Annotated in this window: 25 protein-coding genes and 1 riboswitch; of the genes, 20 read left to right on the top strand and 5 right to left on the bottom strand. The window is 63.0% G+C overall.

Annotation, left to right across the window (positions count from 1 at the left end; all coding sequences use genetic code 11):
* Window positions 1–82: 82 nt before the first annotated feature.
* Complete coding sequence (locus OUZ45_RS08200; protein ID WP_266169442.1) at window positions 83–1,300, bottom strand: sensor histidine kinase; 1,218 nt, start codon at window positions 1,298–1,300, stop codon at window positions 83–85.
* A gap of 209 nt (window positions 1,301–1,509) precedes the next feature.
* On the opposite strand from OUZ45_RS08200, the gene OUZ45_RS08195 reads away from it, so the two are divergent.
* From OUZ45_RS08195 to OUZ45_RS08175, 5 genes are all read left to right on the top strand, one after another.
* Entirely contained in the window at window positions 1,510–2,130 is a 621-nt protein-coding gene (locus OUZ45_RS08195) for a GNAT family N-acetyltransferase (protein ID WP_266169441.1), read from the top strand.
* 8 nt (window positions 2,131–2,138) lie between these two features.
* Entirely contained in the window at window positions 2,139–2,897 is a 759-nt protein-coding gene (minC, locus tag OUZ45_RS08190; RefSeq protein ID WP_425601675.1) for a septum site-determining protein MinC, read from the top strand.
* A gap of 56 nt (window positions 2,898–2,953) precedes the next feature.
* Complete coding sequence (gene minD / locus OUZ45_RS08185; RefSeq protein WP_266169439.1) at window positions 2,954–3,769, top strand: septum site-determining protein MinD; 816 nt, start codon at window positions 2,954–2,956, stop codon at window positions 3,767–3,769.
* A 5-nt stretch (window positions 3,770–3,774) separates the two neighbouring features.
* Window positions 3,775–4,062, top strand: coding sequence for a cell division topological specificity factor MinE (gene minE / locus OUZ45_RS08180; protein WP_266169438.1), 288 nt, complete (start codon window positions 3,775–3,777; stop codon window positions 4,060–4,062).
* 92 nt (window positions 4,063–4,154) lie between these two features.
* Entirely contained in the window at window positions 4,155–4,667 is a 513-nt protein-coding gene (locus OUZ45_RS08175; RefSeq protein ID WP_266169437.1) for a hypothetical protein, read from the top strand.
* Between the two features lie 31 nt (window positions 4,668–4,698).
* On the opposite strand, the gene OUZ45_RS08170 is transcribed toward OUZ45_RS08175, so the two are convergent.
* Window positions 4,699–5,967, bottom strand: coding sequence for a multidrug effflux MFS transporter (locus tag OUZ45_RS08170; protein WP_266169436.1), 1,269 nt, complete (start codon window positions 5,965–5,967; stop codon window positions 4,699–4,701).
* 128 nt (window positions 5,968–6,095) lie between these two features.
* Window positions 6,096–6,179, top strand: a riboswitch (Fluoride riboswitch).
* Window positions 6,180–6,250: 71 nt separating this feature from the next.
* On the opposite strand from OUZ45_RS08170, the gene crcB reads away from it, so the two are divergent.
* The 15 genes from crcB (at window position 6,251) to OUZ45_RS08095 (ending at window position 20,706) form a co-directional block, all read left to right on the top strand.
* Window positions 6,251–6,637: a fluoride efflux transporter CrcB gene (gene crcB / locus OUZ45_RS08165; RefSeq protein WP_266169435.1), complete on the top strand. Its 387-nt coding sequence runs from the start codon at window positions 6,251–6,253 to the stop codon at window positions 6,635–6,637.
* Between the two features lie 13 nt (window positions 6,638–6,650).
* Window positions 6,651–6,980 carry a DUF190 domain-containing protein gene (locus OUZ45_RS08160; RefSeq protein ID WP_266169434.1) on the top strand — a complete coding sequence of 110 codons (330 nt, stop codon included), beginning with the start codon at window positions 6,651–6,653 and terminating at the stop codon, window positions 6,978–6,980.
* On the top strand, window positions 6,941–8,116 hold the full coding sequence (gene cfa, locus OUZ45_RS08155) for a cyclopropane fatty acyl phospholipid synthase (RefSeq protein WP_266169466.1): 1,176 nt from the start codon (window positions 6,941–6,943) through the stop codon (window positions 8,114–8,116). The genes OUZ45_RS08160 and cfa overlap by 40 nt, the downstream gene beginning before the upstream one ends.
* A gap of 27 nt (window positions 8,117–8,143) precedes the next feature.
* On the top strand, window positions 8,144–9,199 hold the full coding sequence (locus OUZ45_RS08150) for a proline iminopeptidase-family hydrolase (protein WP_266169433.1): 1,056 nt from the start codon (window positions 8,144–8,146) through the stop codon (window positions 9,197–9,199).
* 56 nt (window positions 9,200–9,255) lie between these two features.
* Window positions 9,256–10,125, top strand: a complete 870-nt coding sequence (locus OUZ45_RS08145; RefSeq protein ID WP_266169432.1) for a TraB/GumN family protein — start codon at window positions 9,256–9,258, stop codon at window positions 10,123–10,125.
* 577 nt (window positions 10,126–10,702) lie between these two features.
* Window positions 10,703–12,943 carry a DNA topoisomerase IV subunit A gene (parC, locus tag OUZ45_RS08140; RefSeq protein WP_266169431.1) on the top strand — a complete coding sequence of 747 codons (2,241 nt, stop codon included), beginning with the start codon at window positions 10,703–10,705 and terminating at the stop codon, window positions 12,941–12,943.
* A 91-nt stretch (window positions 12,944–13,034) separates the two neighbouring features.
* A complete protein-coding gene (gene lplB / locus OUZ45_RS08135) occupies window positions 13,035–13,325 on the top strand; it encodes a lipoate-protein ligase small subunit (RefSeq protein WP_266169430.1) in 291 nt (96 codons plus the stop codon).
* The gene (locus OUZ45_RS08130) at window positions 13,322–14,098 is read left to right on the top strand and encodes a lipoate--protein ligase family protein (protein ID WP_266169429.1); all 777 of its coding nucleotides are present in this window, start codon (window positions 13,322–13,324) and stop codon (window positions 14,096–14,098) included. The genes lplB and OUZ45_RS08130 overlap by 4 nt, the downstream gene beginning before the upstream one ends.
* A 93-nt stretch (window positions 14,099–14,191) precedes the next feature.
* On the top strand, window positions 14,192–15,589 hold the full coding sequence (locus tag OUZ45_RS08125) for a M16 family metallopeptidase (RefSeq protein ID WP_266169428.1): 1,398 nt from the start codon (window positions 14,192–14,194) through the stop codon (window positions 15,587–15,589).
* A gap of 11 nt (window positions 15,590–15,600) precedes the next feature.
* On the top strand, window positions 15,601–17,019 hold the full coding sequence (locus OUZ45_RS08120; protein WP_266169427.1) for a M16 family metallopeptidase: 1,419 nt from the start codon (window positions 15,601–15,603) through the stop codon (window positions 17,017–17,019).
* 117 nt (window positions 17,020–17,136) lie between these two features.
* On the top strand, window positions 17,137–17,658 hold the full coding sequence (locus OUZ45_RS08115; RefSeq protein ID WP_266169426.1) for a hypothetical protein: 522 nt from the start codon (window positions 17,137–17,139) through the stop codon (window positions 17,656–17,658).
* A gap of 160 nt (window positions 17,659–17,818) precedes the next feature.
* A complete protein-coding gene (locus OUZ45_RS08110) occupies window positions 17,819–18,658 on the top strand; it encodes an alpha/beta hydrolase (RefSeq protein WP_266169425.1) in 840 nt (279 codons plus the stop codon).
* A 9-nt stretch (window positions 18,659–18,667) separates the two neighbouring features.
* Window positions 18,668–19,033 (top strand): EamA family transporter, encoded by a 366-nt coding sequence (locus tag OUZ45_RS08105; RefSeq protein ID WP_266169424.1) that lies wholly within the window; start codon window positions 18,668–18,670, stop codon window positions 19,031–19,033.
* A 34-nt stretch (window positions 19,034–19,067) separates the two neighbouring features.
* Window positions 19,068–19,499 carry a DMT family transporter gene (locus OUZ45_RS08100; RefSeq protein WP_266169423.1) on the top strand — a complete coding sequence of 144 codons (432 nt, stop codon included), beginning with the start codon at window positions 19,068–19,070 and terminating at the stop codon, window positions 19,497–19,499.
* A gap of 4 nt (window positions 19,500–19,503) precedes the next feature.
* Entirely contained in the window at window positions 19,504–20,706 is a 1,203-nt protein-coding gene (locus OUZ45_RS08095) for a DegT/DnrJ/EryC1/StrS family aminotransferase (protein ID WP_266169422.1), read from the top strand.
* Window positions 20,707–20,974: 268 nt separating this feature from the next.
* Here OUZ45_RS08095 and OUZ45_RS08090 read toward each other — a convergent pair whose 3' ends face one another.
* The 3 genes from OUZ45_RS08090 to OUZ45_RS08080 are packed head-to-tail and all read right to left on the bottom strand — an operon-like array spanning window position 20,975 to window position 25,882.
* Window positions 20,975–24,241, bottom strand: coding sequence for a pilus assembly protein (locus OUZ45_RS08090; protein WP_266169421.1), 3,267 nt, complete (start codon window positions 24,239–24,241; stop codon window positions 20,975–20,977).
* A 34-nt stretch (window positions 24,242–24,275) separates the two neighbouring features.
* Window positions 24,276–24,827 (bottom strand): type IV pilus modification PilV family protein, encoded by a 552-nt coding sequence (locus tag OUZ45_RS08085; RefSeq protein WP_266169420.1) that lies wholly within the window; start codon window positions 24,825–24,827, stop codon window positions 24,276–24,278.
* Window positions 24,827–25,882 carry a PilW family protein gene (locus tag OUZ45_RS08080; protein WP_266169465.1) on the bottom strand — a complete coding sequence of 352 codons (1,056 nt, stop codon included), beginning with the start codon at window positions 25,880–25,882 and terminating at the stop codon, window positions 24,827–24,829. The genes OUZ45_RS08085 and OUZ45_RS08080 overlap by 1 nt, the downstream gene beginning before the upstream one ends.
* Window position 25,883 lies beyond the last annotated feature (1 nt).

Raw genomic sequence — 25,883 nt, 5'->3', positions numbered from 1 at the left:
ACCGGGGACAACAGGGGAAACGATGCGGCTATCCAAGCCCGCGCATTCTGGCACGGCGGCGGTGGGCGGCATAAGCAACAAGCTATGACACGCTGAGCGCTGGGGGCTCGAAGCGCGGCGGCGTATGTGCGAGCGCAGGTTCCTCGCCCAACGGCAGCCTTACGCTAAGCGCGAACCCCTGCTCCACGCTGGCATCCACGGTCAGGGTGCCGCCAAATTCCGCCAGGCGTTCCCGCATCCCCGAAAGACCATTCCCGGGCTTGAACTGTGCCGCCCCGCGACCATCGTCGCGCGCATGCAAGCCCAGCAGGTTCGCTTCGTCATAGGTGAAGCTCAGCCATAAATGACGGGCGCCCGCGTGACGTGCGGTATTGGTAATGATCTCTTGCGCGCAACGCAGCAGAACCTGGGCCCGGCGTGGATCTTCCACGCTGAACCGCGGCGGGGTCTCCACATGCACGTTCAAGCCGGGGACGCCCTCGATCAGGCTGCTCAGCGCCTGGGTCAAATCGATGGCGTCGTCCTGACGCAGTTCGCTGACCACCTCACGCACATCCGATAGCAGGTGCTTGGCCGTGGCCTGCGCCTTGCGCACGTGTTCGGCGGCCGACGGATTGCTGAGGTGACTGGCGACTTCCAGGTTGAGGCTGAGAGCCGTGAGATGGTGCCCGATCAGATCGTGCAGGTCGCGCGCAATGCGCATGCGCTCTGCGATGCGGGTGGACTCGGCCAGCAGCGCGCGGGTGGCCCGCAACTCGGAATTCAGTCGGCGCTGGACCTCGCGCTCCTCCACCTGCTGGCTGGCGATGGCCGAGGTGAAGAAGGCCAGCGCGGACAAGCCCATATATATGCAGTCCTGCATGACCGCCTGCGTCCAGCTCCAGCCCTGATAGTTGGCAATGAGCGGAATCAACAGCAGGTGCTGCCCCAGCATCCAGAAAAGCCCCGGTACGATCGGCAACTGCCATGGCAGCACCACGGCTATCACCATCATCAACATGGCCGACAAGCCGCTCTGGCTGAACCAGCCCACCGCAATGGCGGAGCATGTCAGCACGACCAGCCCCACCAGCTTGGCCGCTCGCAGGCCGGAATCAAGCCGCGCAGTCAGCAGCAGATAACTCGCGCCAAACAGCAGATAGCTGACCGCCCACCACAGGATGGCCGGACTCTGGCTCCACCACGTATTGACCTGGGCCAGCCCCCAACTGGTCTGCAGCAGCGGCACACCCACGCAGAAGTAGGTGAACAGGCCGGTATAGCGCAACACGCGCCGATGATCGAAGTAAGGCCAGGGCATGTCGCCATCATAGGCTCCCGCCACCGTGGTGCAATGCGCGAGAAGTCATTGCTCCACCCCTGCCAGAAGCCATGCCATCAGGGGCTTTACAAAGCTTTTACATGGTGCGCCGTGATATGTGCGGACCTCGGACGCATGCCATAATGCGCCCCACACGCGGGGCCGTCAGTCGGTCTTATTCCTTCGAAACACTTACTGCGGAGCAACGAATGGCCCTTGCCATCCGCGACGTGCGCGAGCACGACCTGGATGCCGTACTGGCGCTCAACAACGCCGCCGGCCGCACCATCCTCGCCCTGGACGCCGTACAGCTGCGCTATTTCTACGAGCACGCCGACTACTTCCGTGTCGCTGAAATCGACGACCACCTCGCAGGCTTCCTGATCGCCATGCGCGAAGGCAGTGATTACGAAAGCCCCAACTACCGCTGGTTCAGCAAGCACTACCCGCAGTTTGTCTACATCGACCGCATCGTGATCGCCAACGCCTACCGTCGCCACGGCCTGGGCCGCATCTTCTATTGCGACGTGAACAGCTACGCCGAGGTACGCGTGCCGCTACTCACCTGCGAAGTACTCCTCGAGCCCCGTGACGACGTGGTCGTGCTGTTCCACGGCACCTACGGCTTCCAGGAAGTGGGCCAGCAGCGCATGGGCGAAAGCGGCCCGCAGGTCAGCCTGCTGGCCAAGGACCTGCCCAGCTACGCCTACGTGCGCGAAACCTACCTCGACCACGGCGGCCTGCCCGACGTGCCGTGGCTGGCCGAGCGCCCGCGCCCCTTCAACCATGACTCTCCCCAGCGTCGCCTCGCCGGGGAGGGTCGCCCGTGAATGCCCGCATGGATACCACTGATGCCTGCGACCTGCGCTTCGGCCAGGTCGGAATTGCCTGCGTACGCGTACGCCGTGTCGACGCCGCTGCGCTGGCCGAAGAGCTGGAACGCCGCGTCCGTGCGGCACCGCAACTGTTCTCTCGCGCCGCCGTGGTGCTGGACCTGAGCCACTTGCTCGATCTGCCCGACGACGGCACGGTCGATGCCTTGCTGGAAGCTGTGCGCAGTGCGGGCATGCTGCCGGTAGGCCTGGCCTATGGCACCAGCGAGACCGAAGCACTGTCGCGCCGCATGGGCTTGCCGCTGATCGCCAAGTTCCGCGCGGCGTATGAGCCGGCCAGCGGCGGCAGCATCGCCCCGCCAGCGCCCGCCGAGCCGGCACCTGCACCGGCTCCGAGGAGCGAGCCGATCCTCTTCGACGCCGCCCCGGGCAACTCGCTGGGCGCGCAGTACCACGACGGCACGGTGCGTTCGGGCCAGCAGATCTACGCACGCGACCGCGACCTGGTCATCACCGGTGCCGTCGCCAACGGCGCCGAAGTGATCGCCGACGGCAGCATCCATATCTACGGCGGCCTACGCGGGCGCGCCATGGCTGGTGCACAGGGCGATACCAAGGCCCGCATCTACGTGTCCGATTTTCGCGCGGAGCTGGTGGCCATCGCCGGCCACTACCGCGTGTTTGAACAAATCCCAAAGGACCTTGAGGGCCAGTCTGTGCAATGCTGGCTCGAAGGTGAGAAATTGCTTATTGCCAAGCTCTGATCATTTAGAGCTATGAACGACCACTACTACTACAAGAACTACGCGGAGATGAGCCCTTGACTGCTGAGATCATCGTTGTCACCTCGGGCAAAGGTGGCGTGGGCAAGACCACGACCAGCGCCTCCCTCGCCACCGGCCTTGCCATCGCCGGCAAGAAAGTCGCTGTGATCGACTTCGACGTCGGCCTGCGCAACCTCGACCTGATCATGGGTTGCGAACGCCGCGTGGTGTACGACTTCGTCAACGTCGTGCACGGTGAGGCCACACTCAAGCAGGCGCTGATCAAGGACAAGCGCTACGAAACCCTGTACGTACTGGCCGCCAGCCAGACCCGCGACAAGGACGCACTGACCCAGGAAGGCGTGGAGAAAGTGCTCGACGGCCTGTCGGAAGAAGGCTTCGACTACGTCGTGTGCGACTCGCCCGCCGGCATCGAGAAGGGTGCGCACTTGGCCATGTACTTCGCCGATCACGCTGTGGTGGTGGTCAACCCGGAGGTCTCCTCCGTGCGCGACTCCGACCGCATCCTCGGCCTGCTCGCCAGCAAGACCCGCCGCGCCGAGCGCGGCGACAGCGCGATCAAGCAGCACTTGCTGCTGACCCGCTACAACCCGGCACGAGTCGCCGTCGGCGAAATGCTCAGCGTGAAAGACGTGGAAGACATCCTCGGCATCAATGTGGTCGGCGTCATCCCGGAGTCGGAGAACGTGCTGGCCGCATCCAACTCCGGCGTACCGGTGATCCTCGACGAGAACTCCTTCGCCGGCCAGGCCTATAGCGATACCGTGGCCCGTATCCTCGGTGAAGAACGTGCCCTGCGCTTCCTTGATGTGCAGAAGAAGGGCTTCTTCCAGCGCGTATTCGGAGGTTGATCGCGATGGGTATTCTTGATTTCCTGAAGCGCAGGCCGGAACCCACCGCCACGGTCGCCAAGGAACGCCTGCGCATCATCGTGGCGCAGGAACGCTCCACCCGTGGTGCGCCAGACTACTTGCCACTGTTGCGCAACGAGCTACTCGAAGTGATCAAGAAATACGTCCACGTCGATCTCGATGCCATCAGCATCAATCTGGAGCGCGATAGCGGGCACGAAGTGCTGGAGCTCTCGGTAGCGTTGCCCGAGGGCAACAACAAGCCCGGCGCGGCGGCTCCCGCCACCAGCTGACAACGATCGCGGCGGGCCTCGTGCCCGCCGCCTTTTGTCAGCTCATCACCTTCCGGCGCACCCGCCACGCGACCACCGGAAGCGAGATTTGCATGCAAGCGCAAAACCACGACACCGCCGACGGTGCGCACGTCCTGCGGCTGGAAGACATCGACGAAGACATCGCACGCGACCTGCTTGCACGCTATGGGCTGGGTTTGCAGCGCGTCGCCGCCGGCAAGCCCATTCCAGGCAGCTTCTGGGGTGACGAAGAAGCCGGCATCATCGGCACCACGGTGTACGCGCGCGGCGACACGCCGGTGCATTCATTGCTGCATGAAGCCGGTCATCTGATCGTGTTGCCGGCCGAGCGTCGTACCAACGTCCACACCAACGCTACCGATTCCATCGAGGAAGAAGACGCCACCTGTTATCTGCAAATCGTGCTCGCCGACGAATTACCGGGCGTGGGTCGTGAGCGCCTCATGGCTGATATGGACGCCTGGGGTTACTCCTTCCGCCTCGGCTCCACGCGCGCATGGTTCGGCGAAGATGCGGAGAATGCGCGGCGCTGGCTGGTCGAGCGGCAACTGCTGGACGGACAAGGCCAACTGATTCACCGCTGACGCCCCCAACGTCCATCGAGTAGCGGGTCAGCTAGCGCGGCTCCGCCAGCTCCGTCTCGAAATCCTCTTCCACACCAGGCACGGCCCGCTCGCTTTGCAGCAACCTGGGCGTCATGCGCTGGTACCAGCGCCACGCCAACCAGCCGATCACGGTCAACGTGCTCGCACCCAACGCCAGAAAGAGCATACGGTCGGACAGCAACGGCGACAGCACGCCAGCCACCACACTGCACAGCATCAGGCTGGAAAAAGCCTGCACCGATGAAGCGCCACCGCGGTGATGCGGAAAGCGATCCAGCAGCAACAGGGTCAGCGTCGGGAAGGCCAGCTGCACACCCACGCCATGCAATACCAACGGCAGCATCGACCATGGCAACACCGGCTGCGGCAGAACGATCGCCAGCAACAAGTGAAGCGCACACGCCGACAGCATCGAGGCGTAGCCGAGGTTTACCGTGAACGCTACGCTGCGCCGAGTCGCCAGGCGACCGGATAGCCATGCACCACTGATCAAACCGATCACCACCGGCAAGAACAACCAGGGAAACCCCTGCTTCGACAAATGCAGCAATTCGCGAACGATACGCGGCGCCGACGATATGTAGAGGAACAGACCGGCGAAATTCACCGAGCAGGAAATCAGCAACGGCCAGAACGGGCGATCGCGCCCGAAGCCGAGGTACCCAGCCAGCAAGGCGCCGGGCGCAAAAGCGCTGCGGTGCGCCGGCGGATGGGTTTCGTCGAGGAACTGGATCAGCGCCAACCCAAGCAACAAGGTGAACCCCATCAACACCCAGAAAATGCCGTGCCAGCCATCGAGGGACAACAGCTGCGCTCCCACCATCGGCGCGATCGCCGGCGCAATGCCAAAGATCATCATTACTCTCGACATCAGCTGTTGCGCCGCAGCACCCTCCAGGCTGTCGCGTACGATCGCACGCCCCACCACCAGGCCCGCGCCGGCACATGCGCCCTGCAAGGCGCGACAGGCCAGCAGCATGCTGTAAGAAGGAGCCAGCGCCGCCCCTGCCGAAGCCAGCGCATACACCAGAATGCCGGCGACAATCACCGGCTTGCGCCCAATCGCGTCTGAGATGGCGCCGTGAAACAGGCTCATCGCGGCATAGGTGAGCAGATACACGCTGATCAACTGCTGCAACTCCGCGCTGCCTACACCAAAGTCGCCACCGATCAGCGGAAACGCGGGAAACACCGCGTCGATCGAAAACGGGCCGATCATCGACAGACCGGCGAGCAGCCACGGCAGGCTACGCCGCACGGGGCGTGAGGAAGGAGTCATGGCAAGGGATGCTCTGATCTATTCTGCGCATCCCAAGGCGGGTGGCACGTAGGCCGGGAGTATAAGCCGCGCTCTGTCCCGTCGCCCCGTGCCAGTTGGCGATCCGCGGCATCCATCGGCTAGCATGCACGGCGCAGGGAGATGGCATGCCTCCCGTTCCGCCCAACAACAACGGAACAAACCACCTTCGGGTTGATGATGCCTGCACCACCGGCCTCGCCGGGGCGCAGGCATGTGCCTGCTTCCCACGAAGGGCCAAGCGCCTTTAAAGGAGACACCACTCGTGGGTTACACCGGATTCCTGGTTGTCGGCATAGGCGGCGCGCTCGGTTGCTGGCTGCGCTGGATACTCGGCGTGCTGCTCAACCCCCTGCTCCCTACTCTTCCCCTGGGCACGCTCGCCGCGAACCTGCTGGGCGGCTTTCTGATGGGGGGTGTACTGGGCGTGTTCGACCATTTCCAGACACTGCCGCCCGAACTGCGCCTGTTTGTCGCCACTGGTTTCCTGGGTGGACTGACCACCTTCTCCACCTTCTCGGCTGAGTCGACCACCCTGCTGCTGCGTCAGCAGTATCTTTGGTTCGCCGGCCATGTGGCGATGCACCTGGTCGGCTCCATCGCCATGACCGTGGCGGGCATCGCGCTCACCCGCACCCTGCTGCGCAGTTGAACGAGGAGGCGTCATGACCATCCGACAAGGCCGGCTGCTGAGCTTCTACTGCCACCTGCGCGCCCGGCACCATGATTTGCTCGTGTACGAATGGTTGCTGGAAGAGGCCAAGCGCCAGGGCATCAGCGGCGGCTCGGCGTTCCGCGCCTTGGGTGGCTACGGACGTCACGGCGTGCTGCACGAGGAACAGTTCTTCGAACTCGCCGACGATCTACCCGTGAAGGTCGAGTTCCTACTGAGCGAGGCACAAGCCGAAACGATGCTCGCTGCGGTACGTGCCGCCGACGTCGACGTCGTCTATGCATCTGCCACGGCAAGCTTCGAGGTACTTGGCAAACGCTGATCACGCAAGAGGCATGCATGAGTCGGGATTCGCTGAAACAACGCGCCACCACCCTGCTTGAACTCGCCGGCATCCATATCGACGGTGATGCGCCTACCGACATGCGAGTCCACGATGACCGCCTCTACGCCCGCGTTTTCGCCCATGGCTCGCTCGGCCTCGGAGAAGCGTACATGGACGGCTGGTGGGATGCGGATGATCTGCCCGGCATGTTCAGCCACCTGCTCTCCGCGCATATCGACCAGGAACTAAAGACCCTCGACACCTTGCTGGCCCACCTCAAGGCGCGCTTCGTCAACCTGCAGCGCGGTGAACACGCGTTCGAGATCGGCCGCACCCACTACGACCTGGGTAACGACCTGTTCCAGGCCATGCTGGGCAAGCGCCTGGTGTATTCCTGCGGCTACTGGGCCGAGGCCGGCAACCTCGATGACGCCCAGGTCGCCAAGCTCGATCTGATCTGCCGCAAGCTGCGCTTGCGGCCGGGGCAGCGCGTGCTGGACATCGGCTGCGGCTGGGGCGAGGCACTGAAGTACGCTGCCGAGCGCTATGGCATCGAGGGCGTCGGCGTCACCGTATCGCAGGAACAGGCCGAATTCGCACGCGAACTTTGCGTCGACCTGCCGGTGGACATTCGTCTCCAGGACTACCGCGAGCTCGACGAACCGTTCGATGCCATCTTTTCCATCGGCATGTTCGAACACGTCGGCGCGCTCAACTACCGCACCTATTTCGAAACGGCGCGACGCTGCCTGAAAGAGGAGGGCCTGTTCGTGCTGCACAGCATCGGCAGCAACAGCTCACCCTCGCGACCCGACCCTTGGATCGAGAAATACATCTTCCCCAATTCGATGATCCCCTCTGCACACCAAGTGGCCGAAGCGCTGCAGGGCCTGTTTGTGGTGGAGGACTGGCACAACTTCGGGGCGGATTACGACCGCACGCTAATGGCGTGGCGGGCCAATGTCGACGCGGCCTGGCCAACGCTCTCGGAGTGCTACGACGGCCGTTTCCATCGTATGTGGAACTTCTATCTCGCCGTGTCCGCCGCCGTGTTCCGCAGCCGGCGCGACCAACTTTGGCAGATCACACTGAGTCCGCACGGCGTGCCTGGCGGCTATCGCGTACCGCGCTAGGGCTGGGTCATTCGATGGAGGGTCGTGATGAAACGCCAACTTGCTGTCTTGCTCGCCACGCTTGGACTCTGCGGGGCCCTGTCCGTTCATGGCGAAAACGCTGTGCGTGGTCCGGCTGCCGCCTCGTCCTATTTCGATCACCAGGGTCGCGACGACGTGCTCAGCGGTGGCGTGAAGATGATCGACATCGACACGCCCAAGGGTAAATTTCGCGTCTGGACCAAGCGCATCGGCAACAACCCCAAACTCAAACTACTGTTGCTGCACGGTGGCCCCGGCGACACGCACGAGTACTTCGAAGCCTTCGACAGTTACATGCCCGCCGCCGGCGTCGAGTATTACTACTACGACCAGCTTGGCTCGGCCTACAGCGACCAGCCCAAGGACGAGTCGCTATGGACCACCGAACGCTTCGTGGAGGAAGTGGAACAGGTGCGCCAGGCGCTACACCTGGACAAGGACAACTTTTGTCTGCTCGGCCACTCCTGGGGCGGCATCCTCGCGATGGAGTACGCACTGAAGTACCAGAAGCACCTGAAGTGCCTGGTGATCTCCAATATGGTGGATTCCATCCCGGCCTATAACGCGTACGCACGCAACGTGCTGATGCCTACCATGGACCCTAAGCTGCTCGCCGAAGTGCAGCAACTCGAAGCCAGCGGTCGCACCAGCGACCCGCGCTACATGCAAATCCTCACGTCCATACACTACGAGAAACATGTGCTGCGCATACCCCAGGCGCAGTGGCCTGAACCAGTGCAGCGCTCGTTCGGGCATCTGAACGAGCAGGTCTACACCTTGATGCAGGGCCCCAGTGAACTGGGTGCCAGCGGCCGCCTCGAACACTGGGACCGCAGCCAAGACCTGCATCGCATCGCCGTGCCCACCCTGGTCATCGGCGCGCAGTACGACACCATGGATCCGGCCTATATGGCGGCCATGGCAAAGAAACTGCCGCAAGGCCGCTTCCTGCTCTGCCCCAAAGGCAGCCACATGGCGATGTACGATGATCAGCGCACATACTTCGACGGCCTCACGCGCTTCCTGCTCGATGTCGAAGCCGGGCGCGCCGCCGCCCACTGATCCATTCCATCCGCAGGCGCCGCATGGCCTGCGCACCCGCTCCAGGGAGTACCACGTTGAAGCTGTTCCGTCGTATCTGCGCGCTGCTGGCGCTGAGCTTGCTATTGGCCGCCCCCGTCGTCGCGCACCCCGGCTTGTGGGTTGCCAAAAACGACCACGCCACGGTCTACCTGTTCGGCACCGTCCACCTGCTGCCTACCGACACCCACTGGTCCTCGCCTGAGTTGGACAAGGCCTTGGAGGCCAGCCAGCGCCTGAGCGTCGAACTGATCGACGACGATGCCGCCAACATGCAAGCCCAGGTGCTCAAATACGGTCTCGACCTCTCGCATCCGCTCTCCGACAAACTCACCCTGCACGACCGCACCCGCCTCGAACGCGCCGCCGCTGCCGCCAAGCTCCCCGGCGGCATCGCCACCCTGCAACCCATGCGCCCCTGGCTCGCCGCCGTCACCCTGGCCGTCGCACCGCTGGTACAAGCCGGCATGGATCCCGCACTCGGCGTCGACAAACTGCTCAGAGCCCGCATGCAAAAAGCCGGCAAACCGGTCGACGGCCTGGAAACCGCCGAACAGCAACTCCGCCTGCTGGCCGACATGCCCGAACCCATGCAGATCGACTTCCTGCGCCAAACCTTCAGCGACATCGCCGAAGGCCCCGCCAAACTGCGCAACCTCATCGACGCCTGGCGCAACGGCGACGTCGACACCATCGCCCGCATCGAAGACGAAGACCTGCGACAAGAAAGCCCCGAGCTCTACGAACGCATGATCGTCAAACGCAACAAAGCCTGGGCAAAAACCATCGCCGAACGCATGCAGCAAACTGGCGTGAGCTTCGTTGCAGTAGGCGCCGGGCATTTGGCTGGTCCTGACAGCGTGCAAAAACAGCTTGAGCAACTTGGCATTTCCGTAAAAAGGGAATGACCAGGTACGAGGCTACACACCGCGCTCTTGGCTTTTCCGCTCTTGATCTCGGATCCCTTGTGCAGCGGTGATGGCTGGACGATCAGGCCCCGCCCATCCCGGACGCCTGACCCTGGAAAGGACGTAGCTACAGAGCACGCCACTTGCTCCCAGGCCATTTCTCTTTGGTTACTTTCTCTTTACTCCGGGCATCCATGCCCTCCGCCCTTCGGGCCAGCTGCGCTGTTCGCACCCGCTCCTGCGGGTGCGTGGGCCAGCAAAGAGAAAGTGACTCGGACCGCGGCAGCGGTTCGGAGGCCAGCGGCAGGCGAACCAGGGCGCGCAGACGCGACAACCGAGCGATAACGCACTGGATCCCTGCCTAGAAGGGATGACGAAGTAGAAGCAGTGTCGCGAGCACCCGCCCCCTCACCCCAACCCTCTCCCCGACGGGGAGAGGGAGCACGGCGAGCCAAGACGTGAGCGACCACTCACCACCAGCGCCAACCCACAAAAGCAAGCTGTCCCCAACCGCCTCGATCTGGCACCATCCCCCGGCTAACCGCGCGACCCGCGCGACCTCCCCCGACGTAACCGCATGAATCTGCAAGCCAATTACGAACAGATCCCGCTCAAGGAATACGCCGAGCGCGCCTACCTCGACTACTCCATGTACGTGGTGCTGGACCGCGCCCTGCCCTTTGTCGGCGACGGCCTCAAACCGGTACAGCGCCGCATCATCTACGCGATGAGCGAGCTGAGTCTGGCCGCCACCGCCAAGCCCAAGAAATCCGCACGCACCATCGGTGACGTCATCGGCAAGTTCCATCCGCACGGCGACTCTTCGTGCTACGAAGCGATGGTGCTGATGGCGCAGCCGTTCTCGTATCGCTACCCGCTGGTCGACGGCCAGGGCAACTTCGGTTCGCCGGACGATCCGAAGAGCTTCGCGGCGATGCGTTACACCGAATCCAAGCTCAGCCCCATCGCCGAAGCGCTGCTCGGCGAATTGGGCCAAGGTACGGTGGACTGGGTGCCGAACTTCGACGGCACGCTGGAAGAACCCAGCTGGCTGCCGGCACGCGTGCCGCACGTGTTGTTGAACGGCTCCATGGGCATCGCCGTGGGTATGGCCACCGACATTCCGCCACACAACCTGCGCGAAGTGACCAGCGCGTGCATCCGCCTGCTTGACGATCCGGACGCCACCGTCGCCGACCTTTGCGAGCACGTTCTCGGCCCGGACTATCCGACCGAGGCGGAGATCATCACACCGCGCAGCGAGTTGCTCTCGCTCTACAAGACCGGCGTTGGTTCGTTGCGCGCCCGCGCGGTGTACCAGCGCGAAGACGGCAACATTGTCATCACCGCGCTGCCGCATCAGGTCAGCCCATCCAAGATCCTCGAGCAGATCGCCGCGCAGATGCGTGCGAAGAAGCTGCCGATGATCGAAGACCTGCGCGACGAATCCGATCACGAAAACCCGATCCGTCTCGTCATCGTGCCGCGCTCCAACCGCGTCGACGCGGACGAGATGATGCAGCACCTGTTCGCCACCACCGATCTTGAGAAGAGCTTCCGCGTCAATCTCAATATGATCGGCCTGGATGGCCGTCCGCAGGTGAAGGACCTCAAGCGCATCCTTACGGAATGGCTGAGCTTCCGCACCACCACGGTCACGCGCCGTCTCGAGCATCGCCTGGCCAAGGTCGAGCGCCGCCTGCACCTGTTGGAAGGTTTGCGCATCGCCTACCTCAACCTGGACGAGGTGATCCGCATCGTCCGCACCGAGGACGAGCCCAAGCCGGTGCTGATGGCGCGCTTCAAACTGAGCGACGAGCAGACCGATTACATCCTCGAGACCAAGCTGCGCCAGCTGGCCCGCCTTGAGGAAATGAAGATCAATGCCGAGCGCGATCAGTTGGAAGAAGAGCGCGCCCGCATCAACGTCTTGCTGAAATCGCCAGCCAAACTCAAGGGCCTGATCAAGGAAGAATTGCGCGCCGACGCCGCCAAGTATGGCGACAACCGCCGCTCGCCCCTGGTACAGCGCGACGCTGCGCAGGCACTGGACGAAAGCGCCCTGGTGGCCAGCGAACCGGTCACCGTGGTGCTCAGCCAGAAGGGCTGGATTCGAGCCGCCAAGGGGCACGACGTCGATGCCGAGGGCCTGAACTATCGCGAGGGCGACAGCCTGCTCGCGGCAGTCAAGGCACGTACCACGCAGCAAGTGGCCGTGATCGATTCCACCGGCCGCAGCTATTCCGTCGCAGCGCACACCCTGCCCTCCGCACGCGGCAACGGCGAGCCGCTCACCGGCCGCTTCAGTCCGCCGGCGGGCGCCAGCTTCGATGCCGTGACCGCGGGCGACAACGACACTCGCCTCATCCTCGCCACCGATTTCGGTTACGGCTTCGTCACCCGTTTCGAGGCGCTCACCGGCCGCAACAAGGCCGGCAAGCAGATCATCAGCCTCACCGACGGCGCCAAAGTGTTGGCACCGCAAGTCAGTGCCGACCCGGCGCGCGACCGCATCGTGGTGGTCACGACCGAAGGCCATCTGCTGATGTTCTCGGTGGCCGAACTGCCCGAGCTGGACAAGGGCAAGGGCAACAAGTTGATCGAGATTCCCAAAGCCAAGCTCGCATCCGGCGACGAGCGCGTCGCGGGCGTGGCGGTGGTGACCGAGGGCAAGGGCGAGGTCACGCTTTACGCGGGACAGCGCAAACTCACCCTGCGCTGGTCCGATCTGGTGGAGTTCGGCGGCAATCGCGCCACCCGCGGCAATGTGCTGCCACGCGGCCTGCGCCGCGTCGAGAGGATCGAAACTACGGGTTAAATCCCGTCACGTTGTCCCGGCTCACGCCGGGACAACGTGCCTCATGTTAGAGCCTGCTCCATGTCTCCCGGCGCGAGCCACGAGGTGACTTATGCACGGCGAATACAAAATGCCCGGCGGCAAGCTGGTAGTCATCGACCTCGAAGTCCATGTCGGCCACCTCCGACAAGTGCAGGTCAGCGGCGACTTCTTCCTGGAACCGGACAGCGCGCTGCATTCGATCAACGCCGCCTTGGAAGGGCAACCGGCGACGGCTGACGAGGCCACGCTCGCCAACGTTATCCAGCAAGCGCTGGCCGCCGACGTGCTGATGTACGGCATCTCGCCGGAGGCCATTGCCGTCGCCGTCCGCCGTGCCCTGCATCAGGGAGCGGAAGCGTGACTCGCAGCCAGTGGCACGAGCACGACTGGCAGCTGATCCACACCGCTCCCCAGGCACCGGCGTTGCACATGGCGCTGGATGAGGTGATGACGGAAGAGGTCGCCGCAGGTCGTCGCGCACCTACTCTGAGGGTATGGGAATGGGCCTCGCCCGCCGTGGTGATCGGCCGCTTCCAGTCGCTGCGCAACGAAGTGGACAGCGCGGCAGCGAAACGCCACGGCATTGAGGTGGTGCGACGGATCAGTGGCGGCGGCGCCATGTTCATCGAACCGGGCAACACCATCACCTATTCGATCTACGCGCCACTAAGCCTCGTCGAGGGCCTGTCGTTCCAGGAGGCATATGCCCTGATGGACGCCTGGGTGATCGCGGCGCTCGGCGATCTGGGCATCAAGGCCTGGTACCAGCCGCTCAACGACATCACCTCCGAAGCCGGCAAGATCGCCGGTGCAGCGCAGGCTCGACGCGGCAGCACGGTGCTCCATCACGTCACCATGGCGTACGACATCGACGCTGCCAAGATGCTCGATGTACTGCGCATTGGCCGCGAAAAGCTTTCCGACAAGGGCACCGCCAGCGCGGCCAAACGCGTCGATCCCCTGCGCAGCCAGACCGGCTTGCCGCGCGAGGCGGTGATCGCGCGGATGATGGACACCTTTCACGCGCGCCACGGCTTGCACTTCGACCACATCCGGCCTCACGAACTTGAGCAGGCCAGCACACTTGCGCACAACAAGTTCGCGAGCGACGCCTGGACCGCCGAGGTGCCCTAAGTCACACCCGACCACGGGCAGACAATCGCCACTTGTGGACTCGCAAAGCTATCGCTAGAAAGGCGGCTTCGTTGTTCCACAAGGAAGCTGTCCATGCGAATGACCCGCTTGTCCGCACTTGCTGCCGGGCTCCTCCTCACCTTCGGCTCGGCCCACGCCGCCTCCACAGATACCTGGAAGGTGCCAGTCGCCGTCAAGAAACTCGACAACGGTCTTACCGTCGTAGTCTCGGAAGACCACAGTTCGCCCACCGTCGGCGTCAGCGTGGTCTACCACGTTGGTATGCGACTGGAACCGCAGAATCGCACCGGCTTTGCGCATCTGTTCGAACACCTGATGTTCGAAGGCACGCCCACCGCACCCAAAGGCACGTTCGATCGCGTGATCCAGGGTGGCGGCGGCACCTTCAACGGCTCCACCCGCGCCGACTACACCAACTACATCGCTTCGGCGCCGGCAGGTGCGCTGGAGCCGATCCTGTGGCTGGAAGCGGACCGCATGAAGACGCTGGATTTCAGCGAGAAGAACCTCGCCAACCAGCAGAACGTGGTGAAGGAAGAAATCCGCGTCAACGTGAAGAACCAGCCCTATGGGCTGTTCTTCTGGACGGACCTCAACAACCTGGCCTTCGACAAGTGGGCCAACAAGCACGACGGCTACGGCTCGTTCAAGGATCTGGACCACGCCAGCATCGAGGACGTGAAAACCTTTCACGACACCTTCTACCAGCCGGCCAACGCCGTCATCGGTATCGCCGGTGACGTGACGCCAGCGCAGGCCTTCGAGCTGGCACAGAAGTATTTCGGCAGCATCCCTTCGCGTGCTGTGCCTGAGCGCCCCGATGTGAGCGAGCCGCTGAACACCAAGGAGCGGCGCGCGGAGCAAACCGACGCCCTGGCCAAGGTGCCAGCGCTGGCCGTGGGTTGGAAAGTGCCCGAGCGCGGCAGCAAGGATCAGATCCCCATGATGGTGCTGTCGCAGCTACTGGTAGGCGATGACGCCTCACGCCTCTACCAAGGCATGGTGAAGGGGCGCGAGCAGTTGTTGCGTATCGGCGGCGGCGTCAACTACCCGCTCGGTTCCAGCATGGACTACGCCGGTCCGTCCCAGCTGGTGCTGCATGCGATGTACAAACCCAATGCCACGCCGGATCAAGTACTCGCCTCGATCAACGAGGAGATCGCGAAGATCAACAAGGACGGTGTCGACGATGCCACGCTGGCGCGCGTCAAGACCAAGATGCTGTCCGAGTGGTACGGCGGACTGGAGTCCTTCCTCAACCGCGCCAATACGCTAGCGAAGCTTCAGACGCTGTGGGGCAGTGCCGATGTGGTCAACCAGGTGCCGGACTGGATCCAGCACGTGAGCTCCGATGATCTCAAGCGGGTGGCGCACACCTATCTCACCGACGCCAACCGCAGTGTGATCGTGCGCGTGCCCGCGGCGCCCACCCCTGCCAAAGCACCCGCCACTGCCACCAAGGCCCTCTGAGGATCGCCACCATGACGAACATGACGTTCAAGACGCTCGCGCTGGCGCTCGGCCTGAGCCTGGCCGGCATAACACAGGCCTCCACCGCACCGTTGCCCAAGGACCTACCGGCCTACGCGCCCGACAAACCGCTGCCGGTGCCGCAAATCACCCAGCGCACGCTGCCCAATGGCCTTACCGTATGGGTAGTACCACGCACGGAAGGCCTGCCCAAGGTAAGCCTGTCGCTCGCCGTGCTTGGCGGTACAGCATCGGACGACGCCAGCACCCCGGCCATCTCCAGCCTGCTCGCCGGCTTGCTCAACGAGGGCACCGACACGCTTAGCTCGCAGCAGATCGCCGAGCACCTTCAGACCATCGGTGGCGACTACGGCGCCGAAGCCAGCGATGACGCCATCACCATCACGGCCGACGCGCTTTCCGCGCATGCTCCAGAGTTGGTGCAGTTGGTGGCCGACACCGTGCTGCATCCCAGCTTCCCCGAAAAAGAGGTGATCCTGACCAAGGCCAACGCCCTGCAATCCCTGAAAGCGCGCGATGCCAATCCCAACTGGCAAGCACAGCGCGCCTTCTCCACAGCAGCCTTCGGCGACCATCCTTACGCGCGCAGTTCCATCACCACAGCCAGCATTGAAGCCACCACACCGGCTTCCATGAAGGCCCTGCACGCCAAGCGCTTCCGCCCCGATCGCACTGTGCTGGTCATCGCCGGCCGCATCAGCGCGGACGAGGCGATGACGCTGGCCGAGCAGCAGTTTGGCGGCTGGAAGGGCGAAGGCCCCAAACCAGCCGTTGTGCCGGCCGCGCCTTCGCAGGTGGCGCCACAGCGCCTGCTGGTTACACGCGAGGGCGCGGTGCAATCCAACATCCGCTATGGCCGGCCGACCGTGGCCACCAATCATCCGGATTACATCCCCCTGGCCGTGACCAACGTGATCCTGGGCGGCTCGTTCAGCAGTCGGCTCGTCCAAGATATCCGCGAGGACAAGGGTTACTCCTACAGTCCGCGATCGCGCGTTGCCAGCTTCCGCGAAGGCGGTAACGCGCTGGCCCAGGTGGACGTGCGCAACGAGGTCACCGGTGCCACTCTGTCCGAGCTGACCAAGCTCTACGACAGCATGGGCACGCAGGCGCCCAGCGACGAAGAGCTCAACGGCGCCAAACGCCTGGCCATCGGCGGCTATCTGCTCAGCAATCAGATTCAGAGCACCCAAGCTGGATCTCTGGCGCGCTTCTGGGTGGAGGGCTTGCCGGCCTCCTATCTCGGCACCTATGTGGCCAAGGCACAGGCCGTCACGGCCGACCAAGTGCAGGCGATCGGGCGCAAGTACTTCGCGGCCAAAGACCAGAGCATCATCGTGGTCGGTGATCCCAAGGCCATCGATGGCCAGCTCAAGCCCTACGGCGAGTTCAAGCCGTTCAAGCCCTGAGGTGAGCTCATAACGTCCGGAGTGGCGACGGGAACTTCCCATCGCCACTCGTCATCGAAGTAGCGATGTGCACGCCAAGCGGGCTCATTCGTTATCGTTGGCGTCCCTGGAGCTCGTATGAATACCAAGCAAGTCCTCGCCGCGCTCGCCATCGGCTTGCTGATGGCCGCCGCTCAGGCGCAGACGGCCGGTTCGCCATTGAATCTCAAATTGCCACCCGGCAGCGTACCGGCCGAAAGCAGCAGCGCCGCGACCAGCGCCACAGCGGCTGACGTAGGCAAGAACGACAACACGGCCACCCGCCCAGCAAGCAGCAGTCAGGTGAATCCAGCCGTGCGTGAGACCGCCAACAACAGCTCCCACCCCACCCACCCTGCACCAGGTGTTTACTACGGCGACACCAGCGGACGAACCGCCGCCGACGATGAAGCCGATGCGCGGCCGCGTTGCGACGACGCCACCTACAACCAGCCACAGGTGCACGGCAGCGTGGGCATGGGTGTGGTCACCGGCAACCACTGGGGGTCGGGCACCTATAACTCCGGCGCGGTGAACATCACACAGAACATGGGCAGCTGCGCGCACCGCACGGGCAGCATCGGCGTCTCCATCGGCGTGAGCCGCTTCAACGGGCGCTAAGCGCCTACCAGCGCGATATTCCTCGATATCGAGCGAGTACGGCGGCCCCGCATGTAACTCTCGAAAGTTATTAGAAAGAGTGGCCCGGCAGACTGCCGCCCATGCTGATAAGCCATCTTGCCCCACTGCGGTCTGACGCCGCCCCGACGAGTCTCCGCCCGTGATCCAGAATGTCGAGTTCCGCTTCGAAGGCGGCCGCAGCGGCGTGCTGTTGATCCACGGCCTGACCGGTACTCCGGCCGAAATGCGCCTGGTCGGCAAAGGCCTGAACCGCGCTGGCTTCAGCGTGTACGGCATGCAGCTGGCTGGCCACTGTGGCGATGCCGACGACTTGCTCAAGACCGACTGGCTCGACTGGTATGCCAGCGTCAAAGCCGCCGCCGAGCTGTACCGCAAAGAGGTGGACCACCTGTTCGTGGCCGGCCTGTCGATGGGCGCCGTACTTGCGCTCAAGCTCGCCGCCGATCACCCGGAATGGGTCAAGGGCGTGGGCGTGTATGGCGCCACGTTCCGCTACGACGGCTGGGCCACGCCGTGGTACGGCAAGTTCTCTTTCATGCTGCCGCTGTTTCAGAAGCTGGGCATCGGCAAGAAGTGGATGGTTCACGAAAACGAACCCTATGGCCTGCGCGACGAGCGCATCCGCGCCCAGATCAGCTCGCTGATGCTAGGCGGCGATAGCGCCGCCGCCGGCCTGCCCGGCAATCCTTGGCCGTCGCTGGCGGAGATGTACAAGATGGCCGCGGTGGTTCGCCGCGACCTGCCCAAGGTGACGGCGCCCTGCCTGGTTGCGCATGCCACCGAGGACGATATCGCCAGCGTCGACAACGCCTGGCTGGTCGAACGCGCGGTGTCCGGCCCAGTGGAAATGCTGCTGCTCGAAGACAGCTACCACATGATCACGATCGACCGGGAACGCCGCGTGCTGGTGGATCGTTCCGCCGAGTTCTTCGGCAAGATCGCCGACACCTACGAGCCCGTCGCGCGCGCCGCGGCCTAAGGAGTTTCAGTGGCTCCGCTGGCGGTTTTCCTGTGGCTGCTCAACGTCACGCTCGACACTGTCGGCCAGCTTGCCTTCAAGGCCGCCGCGAGTGATCCCAAGGCCGGCGATGGCCTGGCGCGCTGGCGCTATATGGCCGTGCGCCCGTGGCTATGGGTGGGCATCGTGTCCTATGTCGCCGAGTTCCTGGTGTGGATCGCCTTTCTGTCGCTGGTCGATCTTTCGGAAGGTGTGTTGCTCGGCTCGATCAACATCGTGGTGATCATGATCGCGGGACGCATTCTGTTCCGCGAAAAGCTTACCCCTCTCCGCGTCACCGGCATTTTGCTGGTGACCGCCGGTGTATGCATCGTAGGTATCGCCGGTGGAGGCTGATCGCATGGAGCCTGATCGTATGGGGCCTGCTCGTATGAAGCGTTTCTATTTCTTCGGCTTCCTGATCCTGGTGGCATTCGACACCGTGGTGCAGCTCGCTTTCAAATACGCGGGCAATCATGCGTTTCCGCCGGAAGCCAATTGGGCCTGGATCGTGCGTGTGTTCGGGCATCCGTGGATCTATCTCGCGGTGATCGGCTACGTCGGCAACTTCTTCACCTGGATGACCTTGCTCAAGCATGCGCCGATCGGTCCCGCCTTTGCGGTGACGCATCTTGAAGTGGTCAGCGTGATGCTGTTTTCCATCTGGCTGTTCAACGAGCCGCTGACCTGGCCACGCGTGCTCGGCGCGCTGGTGATCGTCGCCGGCATCGTCTGCCTCGCTTTTGCCGAAACGGGCGCGCATCCGGAAAACGACGCGCCTACGGAAGCCAAGGGCGCATTAGGCGTCGCTGCGGGAGACTGAGCGCATGCGCCGCGAGCTGCCGCCCACCGCCGGCCTGCCGCTGCGCTTTAGCGATCTGCTGCCTGGCCGTGCCCCGTTCGCCGAACGCATGGCGGCGTGGCTGGGTATCGATGAAGTTCAATTGGAGTGTTCCGGCACCGCCGCGATGGTAGTCGCGTTGCAGGCCATGCATCGCTTGCGACCGGATCGCCATGAAGTCGTGGTGCCCGCGTGGACCTGCCCGCTGGTAGCCCTGGCCATCCATCGCGCCGGGCTCACGCTTCGATTGTGCGATCTCGCACCGAACCACTTCGATATGGACGCAGCGCAACTGGCGGCGGTGTGCGGTAGCAACACACTCGCCATCGTGCCGACACATATGGCCGGCCGCGTCGCCGATGTACAGCAAGCACTTCAGATCGCCCGCACTTGTGGCGCCTATGTGCTCGAAGACGCCGCTCAGGCCCTGGGTGCACAGCAGGATGGTCGCAGCGTGGGCCTGCTCGGCGATGCCGGCTTCTTCAGTCTCGCCGTCGGTAAGGGATTGACCTTGTATGAAGGCGGCGTACTCATCACGCGCGATGCATCGCTGCGCGAAGCCTTTGCAAAGAGCCGCAACGACGTGATCCATCCCGACCTGCGCATGGGCTTGCAGCGCGCACTGGAACTCATCGGCTACGCCGTGGCCTATCGCCCCTCCCTGCTTTCGTGGGCCTATGGCGCGCCACTGCGCAAAGCGCTGGCGAAAGGCGACCCCGTGGCCGCCGTTGGCGACGATTTCGGACCGGATATTCCACTGCATCCGCTGGGGCGCTGGCGCCAGACCGTGGGCGCACGTGCCATGACGCGGCTGCCCAACTTCATCGACACCACACGACAGCAAGCCACGCGCCGAGTGGAGCAGCTTCGTCACCTACCTGGCGTCACTGTCTTCGACGACGCCATAGGCACGCGGGGCGTATGGCCCTTCCTGCTGCTCACACTGCCCACCGAGGCTATCCGTGACGCCGCGCTGCAAACGCTGTGGACTTCCGGCCTCGGGGTAAGCCGCCTTTTCATTCATGCCCTGCCCGACTACGGCTATCTGCGAGGCATGCTTCCCACGGCCGACCTGCCCAACGCGCGCGACTTCGCCGCGCGCTCTCTGACGATCACCAACAGCCCCTGGTTGCGCGACGAAGAGTTCGCGCAAATCTTTGCCGCACTGGGACGCGCACTCACCTCTTGAGGCGCTCGCTGCTTCGCATGAAGAACCCTCGCTCCAGCAGGAGCGAGGGTTTTCACCAACTTACTGACAAATGGAGCACTTGAACGATTCCAGACGCCTGCTCCAATTGAACGTGCCGGCGGCCTTCAAGTACTCGTTCGTGTATCAGAACGTGCAGTCATCGGTGGGATCGACCGTCATCAACAAATCGGCCCCGCGTCCAGAGGACTCGGGGCCGCGCTGCATTTAACCAGGCATGTCGGGTAAATCCGGCATGCCTGCGCCGCACTTACTTCACGCCATCGATATACCAATAGGTGCGCTTGCGGTGGCCGGTACCCGGCGGGGTGATCTTTTGAGAACCCAACGTTGATGTGTCGTTACCGCCTGCTCCGCTGGTCTGATTGCCGCCGCCAATCAACACCGGCGTCAAGACCATACCGCCGTTGATCGATGGAATCTGCACGAGCCCGAACACCGGCGAGGGCGGCAGACCGCCACCGGCGAACACGATGTTGCGATTCGAATTGAGGCCCGTGGCATCTGTGAAACTGATCGCATAGCCTCGTGCGATGCCGAGGTTGGGATAGCAAACGTTCGGGTTGGCCGTCGGGTCAAACGGCTGATTGGTACCAAAATAGGTATAGCCCGCCACCGTCAGCGGCGCATTGACTGCCTTTTCGCCCTTGTTCGTCAGCGTAACGAAGAAGCCCGAGTTGGTGCTGGTGCTTGCCGGCGACGGGCTGGTGGCGGAATACACCGCAGCGCTGGCGTCAAAAAGATTGTTCTCGGTTATCGCCGTCCATCCATTGGCAACGTTGTTGCCAGTATTGGTGTCCTTGAGCATGTAGAAACGGTTGGTCACGTTGTAAGCCGTGCCTTCCACGGAAGGACTCGAATACAACGGCTTCTCGCGGTCGCCGCTCGCAGCTGTCACCGCGTCGTAGGTACTGGTAGGCACCACGTCCGGTGGATAGAAGAACTTGCGCTCGTTGTTGCCTCCGCTGCTGGCCAGACTAGCCAACTTGGTCACCACCCAGTTCGCCGGTGCCGTGCCGGCGGTCGGCTCCAGATCCACACGCCAGATATTGCCGCCCAGGTCCGCCGCATAAAGACGGTCGATATAGCCGTCGGCGTTGCGGTCAAGCAAGGTGATGTCGGCTGGGATAGACCGGGTCATACCCGACACCACAATGCACTTCGCCGGGGCCGCCACGCCGGTGCAGGAAGGCAGCGCCGCCCACACCAGCTGGCCGGTGATCGCATCCAGCATGATGATGCCGCGCCCCTGGCTGTCCGGGGTCGATGTCGAGTACGGATCATTGTCCTCGGCGGTGTCGTAGCCGGCACCCATGATCAGTACGGGGATACCTACGCCATTGCTATCCGTATAGCCCTTGACCAGCGCCACCTTGGGCTGCGACCAGGTTTGACCAAGCTCCGCGATATCACTATTGGAACGCTTCCACAGGAATCGCGGATTCGCCGGATCGGTGACGTTCATCGCATAGATCAAGCGCCCACCGCGACGCGCCGTCAGGTAGATATAGACCTTGGGACTCGCAGGGACGCGCAGGTCCTGGTAGACGGTCGTCGTGCCGTCGAAGAAATAATCCTTCGGCATCGGCAGCGGCGTGATGCCGCTCGGTGTATTGGCGAGCTTGAGCTGCGGGCTGTTGTCGTGCTGCCGCGGGAATTTCGACAGGAACTCCGGCGCGATAAACGACCAGAGTTCACCACCCGGCCGGACTCCGTTGAAGACACCCGTGCGATTGCCGTTGACGGCACGGAAGAAGCCGTCGTTGGAGCCGTAATACGCCACGATATTGTTGGTCTGCGTCGTGGTGTTGTAGTAGTTGACGATGGCCGGACGGGAATGCAGCACGTCGCCATGAATCGAAGCGCGCACGGCAACCGGCGCCCCTGGACCTTGCTCCGTCTCCGCCCCCTGCGTGTCCAATGGAATGTTGTCGTTGCCCCTGATCCACGCAATCAGGCTCGTAACGCTCACACTGGGCGTGTTCGAGCCGAAGAACGCGCTCTGACCGCTAGCCCCTGTCAGCCAATTATTGTTGGTGTCGAACGTCGGCATGGCCTGGCTCGTCGGGCAGCTGCCGACGCCATTGCAGGTGTAGACGGTGCGGTTTGCCTGTGTGGCTGTCGTGAGGTAATCCGCGCGCGCCATTTCCGCTGCACCGCCTTTTTCAACAATCTCGCCGTCCGGGGCGTCATAGGTCCATCCGGTGCCGCTCGGGCTATTGACCCAGAATCCGCCCGAAGGCCAGTTGGCAACGACCGACGTACCCGAAGGAACGGTGAAGGGACCATCGTTAGGCGTCCCGGTGTAGTGATCGGCGGTCCAATAGCTCAGCGCATTCGGCGAGATGAAGCCGGTGCCGGAATTGCTGATCGCCGCGGCGCCAGTGGCATCCTCGAGGACAACGTTGTTGCTGCTGTCGAAACCCATCTTGTATTGCTTGAGGTTGCCCACCCAGCGTGGATTGCCTTGAGCGTCGGGACGAAACATGCCTGCATAGATCTGGTCACTGTAGGTGCCCTGCGCATTGACGTTCACTGGCAGGCTGACCGAGGCGAATACGCTGTTGACCGCCTGCACTTCGTTGAAGATCTGGGTCAAGGCCGCCGTCAAAGCAGATGTATCACCCACCTGGACGGAAAAAAACTTACCGCCACCGTGATCGGCCATGCTTTTCACAAAATTGTCGTAGTCGACGTTCGGATGAGCCTGGTCATCCACCGCAATGGTGTACGTGATGATGTTCTGCGGGTTGTTATTTCCTACCGGCCCCTGGTACATGAACCGAGCCCACTCATCGCCCCAGTTGCTGGCGTACTTGGAGTTGATTGCGATCTGCGTCTGCTGCGCCGCACTCGCACCGGCAGCAGCCAGAGTGGCCTGCCCGTTTGAGTTGTCCTGAGGCTTACCGCTTACCCTGGCGTCGGCGATATAAATGACGAAGTTCTTCTGGCATGGCCCAAAGATGGTGTGGTAGCTGGTACCAGAGACGCCCACGTTACTGGTGTAGAACGCCCACGCCTCCTGCATGCTGCCCGCCACCTGCGATTTTGGTGCCGTGAGGGACCCAACCGTCCCCAAAATAAAGCTTTCGAAGTTACTGACCCCGGCTGCATCCATCATCGGCAACGACGACGGATTCGCGTTCGGATAATAGAACTGACCACCGCCCGGGCTGGGGGAACCAAACGCCATCAGTCCCATGTTGAGCTTTCCGACCAGTGACGGGTTGCCGCCGATCGCAGCGACCGCGTTGTAGAGCGCACACTGATCGAATTGAATCATCTGATTGCCGGAAATCGAACTGCCCGGCGCTGGACAAGTGAACGTAACGTTCGCATGAGCGGCGGAGGCGTCATCAAGGATAAACAGCACATTGGCTCGACCGACGTTGGTGGGCGAAATGCCGGTGAACAGGTCGACATCGTCGGCCAGTGCGAACCTCGGCAACACCGCCACCGCGGAGACAAGAGCCATGCTGCGCAAAAGGCGACTCAGCGACAGATTGGTATGGGACATGACGGCGATCCTATGGAACTCGGAAAATCGAAGTTCATGGACAGGCGGTTCCGATCGGCACACGTACGGAAACACCTTGGTGCACGACGACGGAAGTGGCGGTGTTATTTGGATCGGTGACGCTGGATTGCACTTCCCAGTTGGTGCTCACGCACAGGTAATTGGGCGTCGGCGGAGAGGTCAGAAGACCGGTGTTCTGACTGGCGCCGCTGATCATGCAAGTGCGATCGCTGGCGTTGCTCAAGTCCAGATCCTGATTGAGCACCGGCTTGGTACTCAAACACACGGGCACGGCCACTTGCGCCGTGAAAGCCGGTTTACCGCTGCCGGTGACATCGATCGGCACGCTGGTGACGGTAGTGATCGGATTCAGCGTAAACGGTTGATTGAGAATGGTCTCAGCCCCCTCCTGCGCAACGGACTTCGCCTCCATTCGGTATTGCTGGTTGGAAGCCACCCTGGTGCTGACCACGCTGGAACTCACCATGGAGATGGCAAAGAGCATGAAGATGACCAGAAAAATCAGCGTCATCATCAAAGTGAAACCACTTTGGCGGCGCTGCGCGCCGAAAGATCGTGTCTTCATCACTGACTCTCCCGCAAACCGCCTGTATTCCACACGCGTGCCAGCGCTCCGTAGACATGGCGCTTGTACGCGTCGTTGAACGGACCGCTCGCGGTGGGGCGGCCGAGGTTATAGCTGCGCGTATCGCTCCAACCGACGGTTGATGCGATATTCCGCGACAGCACCGTGACGCGCACACCGGTGACGTTCGCCCAGTTGGTGGTGGCGTTGGTCCACACGTATCCAGTATTCGTCGTGCAGGCCGCCGAATTGTCCACTGAAGGATCGCTGACGTAGCAATCGGGTGAGCCGTTGTTGTCGGTGTCCACGCCGTAACTGAAATGCATGTCCTGGATGCCGTCGACCAAGGACGTGACGGTGATCGCGCCACCGACGAATTCGGCGACCTTCAGCGTAGGCGTGGTATCTGCATTGGCGCCCGTACAGGTGTCGCAGGTGGCGATGTAATAGCTGCGCACGACGAATTTGCGCAGCTCGGCCGGACTGGTCGCCACGCACAGTTTGGTCTGCAAGGTGAAGGCAGATGCACTCGTGTCGTACACCAGCGAAACCGTATCGGTGGGGCATGCGGACAACTGGACGTAGTACTCGCCGGCCACCGGCGTGGCGGTGACGACACTGGACGCGTAGCGCACCGTCAGCACTTCCGAGCCCGCGGCAATATTCGGCAAGCAGGTGGGTGCGGCGGCACCGACAGGCAACCCGGACAACCCGACCGGGACCACCAGACCACTGGTGGTGCTGAAACCCATCGACGCCTTGGCCGTCGCGCACGCCGTCGGCAGGTTGTGCGTCACCGAGATCGGCACGCCTGGACGTCCGTAGAAGCCGGACATCTCGATATCGCGCACCATCAACTCGATCGCATAGCGGCCATTCTCCACTTGGTCTCCGGTCTTGCTGAATTCCGTCCGAGTCTTGGAGGTGGACACGTAGAACGATCCGAGCGCGGCCAGCATCACCAGGCCGATGGCCATGCCGACCATCAGCTCAATGAGGCTCATGCCGGCCTGGCGGGCTCGCGGAGTGATCGCACAAGCGCTGGACGAGATCATG

Source organism: Dyella subtropica (assembly GCF_026283965.1).
GTDB classification, from domain to species: domain Bacteria; phylum Pseudomonadota; class Gammaproteobacteria; order Xanthomonadales; family Rhodanobacteraceae; genus Dyella_D; species Dyella_D subtropica.
The sequence above is the reverse complement of the archived record's forward strand: the minus strand, read 5'-3'. Positions and strand labels throughout refer to the sequence as shown.

Excerpts from the sequence above, each read along its gene's own strand:
- OUZ45_RS08200 (WP_266169442.1), bottom strand. The coding sequence starts at position 1,300 with ATGCCCTGGCCTTACTTCGATCATCGGCGCGTGTTGCGCTATACCGGC.
- OUZ45_RS08195 (WP_266169441.1), top strand. The coding sequence starts at position 1,510 with ATGGCCCTTGCCATCCGCGACGTGCGCGAGCACGACCTGGATGCCGTA.
- minC (WP_425601675.1), top strand. The coding sequence starts at position 2,139 with ATGGATACCACTGATGCCTGCGACCTGCGCTTCGGCCAGGTCGGAATT.
- minE (WP_266169438.1), top strand. The coding sequence starts at position 3,775 with ATGGGTATTCTTGATTTCCTGAAGCGCAGGCCGGAACCCACCGCCACG.
- OUZ45_RS08175 (WP_266169437.1), top strand. The coding sequence starts at position 4,155 with ATGCAAGCGCAAAACCACGACACCGCCGACGGTGCGCACGTCCTGCGG.
- OUZ45_RS08170 (WP_266169436.1), bottom strand. The coding sequence starts at position 5,967 with ATGACTCCTTCCTCACGCCCCGTGCGGCGTAGCCTGCCGTGGCTGCTC.
- OUZ45_RS08160 (WP_266169434.1), top strand. The coding sequence starts at position 6,651 with ATGACCATCCGACAAGGCCGGCTGCTGAGCTTCTACTGCCACCTGCGC.
- OUZ45_RS08150 (WP_266169433.1), top strand. The coding sequence starts at position 8,144 with ATGAAACGCCAACTTGCTGTCTTGCTCGCCACGCTTGGACTCTGCGGG.
- parC (WP_266169431.1), top strand. The coding sequence starts at position 10,703 with ATGAATCTGCAAGCCAATTACGAACAGATCCCGCTCAAGGAATACGCC.
- lplB (WP_266169430.1), top strand. The coding sequence starts at position 13,035 with ATGCACGGCGAATACAAAATGCCCGGCGGCAAGCTGGTAGTCATCGAC.
- OUZ45_RS08125 (WP_266169428.1), top strand. The coding sequence starts at position 14,192 with ATGCGAATGACCCGCTTGTCCGCACTTGCTGCCGGGCTCCTCCTCACC.
- OUZ45_RS08120 (WP_266169427.1), top strand. The coding sequence starts at position 15,601 with ATGACGAACATGACGTTCAAGACGCTCGCGCTGGCGCTCGGCCTGAGC.
- OUZ45_RS08115 (WP_266169426.1), top strand. The coding sequence starts at position 17,137 with ATGAATACCAAGCAAGTCCTCGCCGCGCTCGCCATCGGCTTGCTGATG.
- OUZ45_RS08100 (WP_266169423.1), top strand. The coding sequence starts at position 19,068 with ATGAAGCGTTTCTATTTCTTCGGCTTCCTGATCCTGGTGGCATTCGAC.
- OUZ45_RS08095 (WP_266169422.1), top strand. The coding sequence starts at position 19,504 with ATGCGCCGCGAGCTGCCGCCCACCGCCGGCCTGCCGCTGCGCTTTAGC.
- OUZ45_RS08090 (WP_266169421.1), bottom strand. The coding sequence starts at position 24,241 with ATGTCCCATACCAATCTGTCGCTGAGTCGCCTTTTGCGCAGCATGGCT.
- OUZ45_RS08085 (WP_266169420.1), bottom strand. The coding sequence starts at position 24,827 with ATGAAGACACGATCTTTCGGCGCGCAGCGCCGCCAAAGTGGTTTCACT.
- OUZ45_RS08080 (WP_266169465.1), bottom strand. The coding sequence starts at position 25,882 with ATGATCTCGTCCAGCGCTTGTGCGATCACTCCGCGAGCCCGCCAGGCC.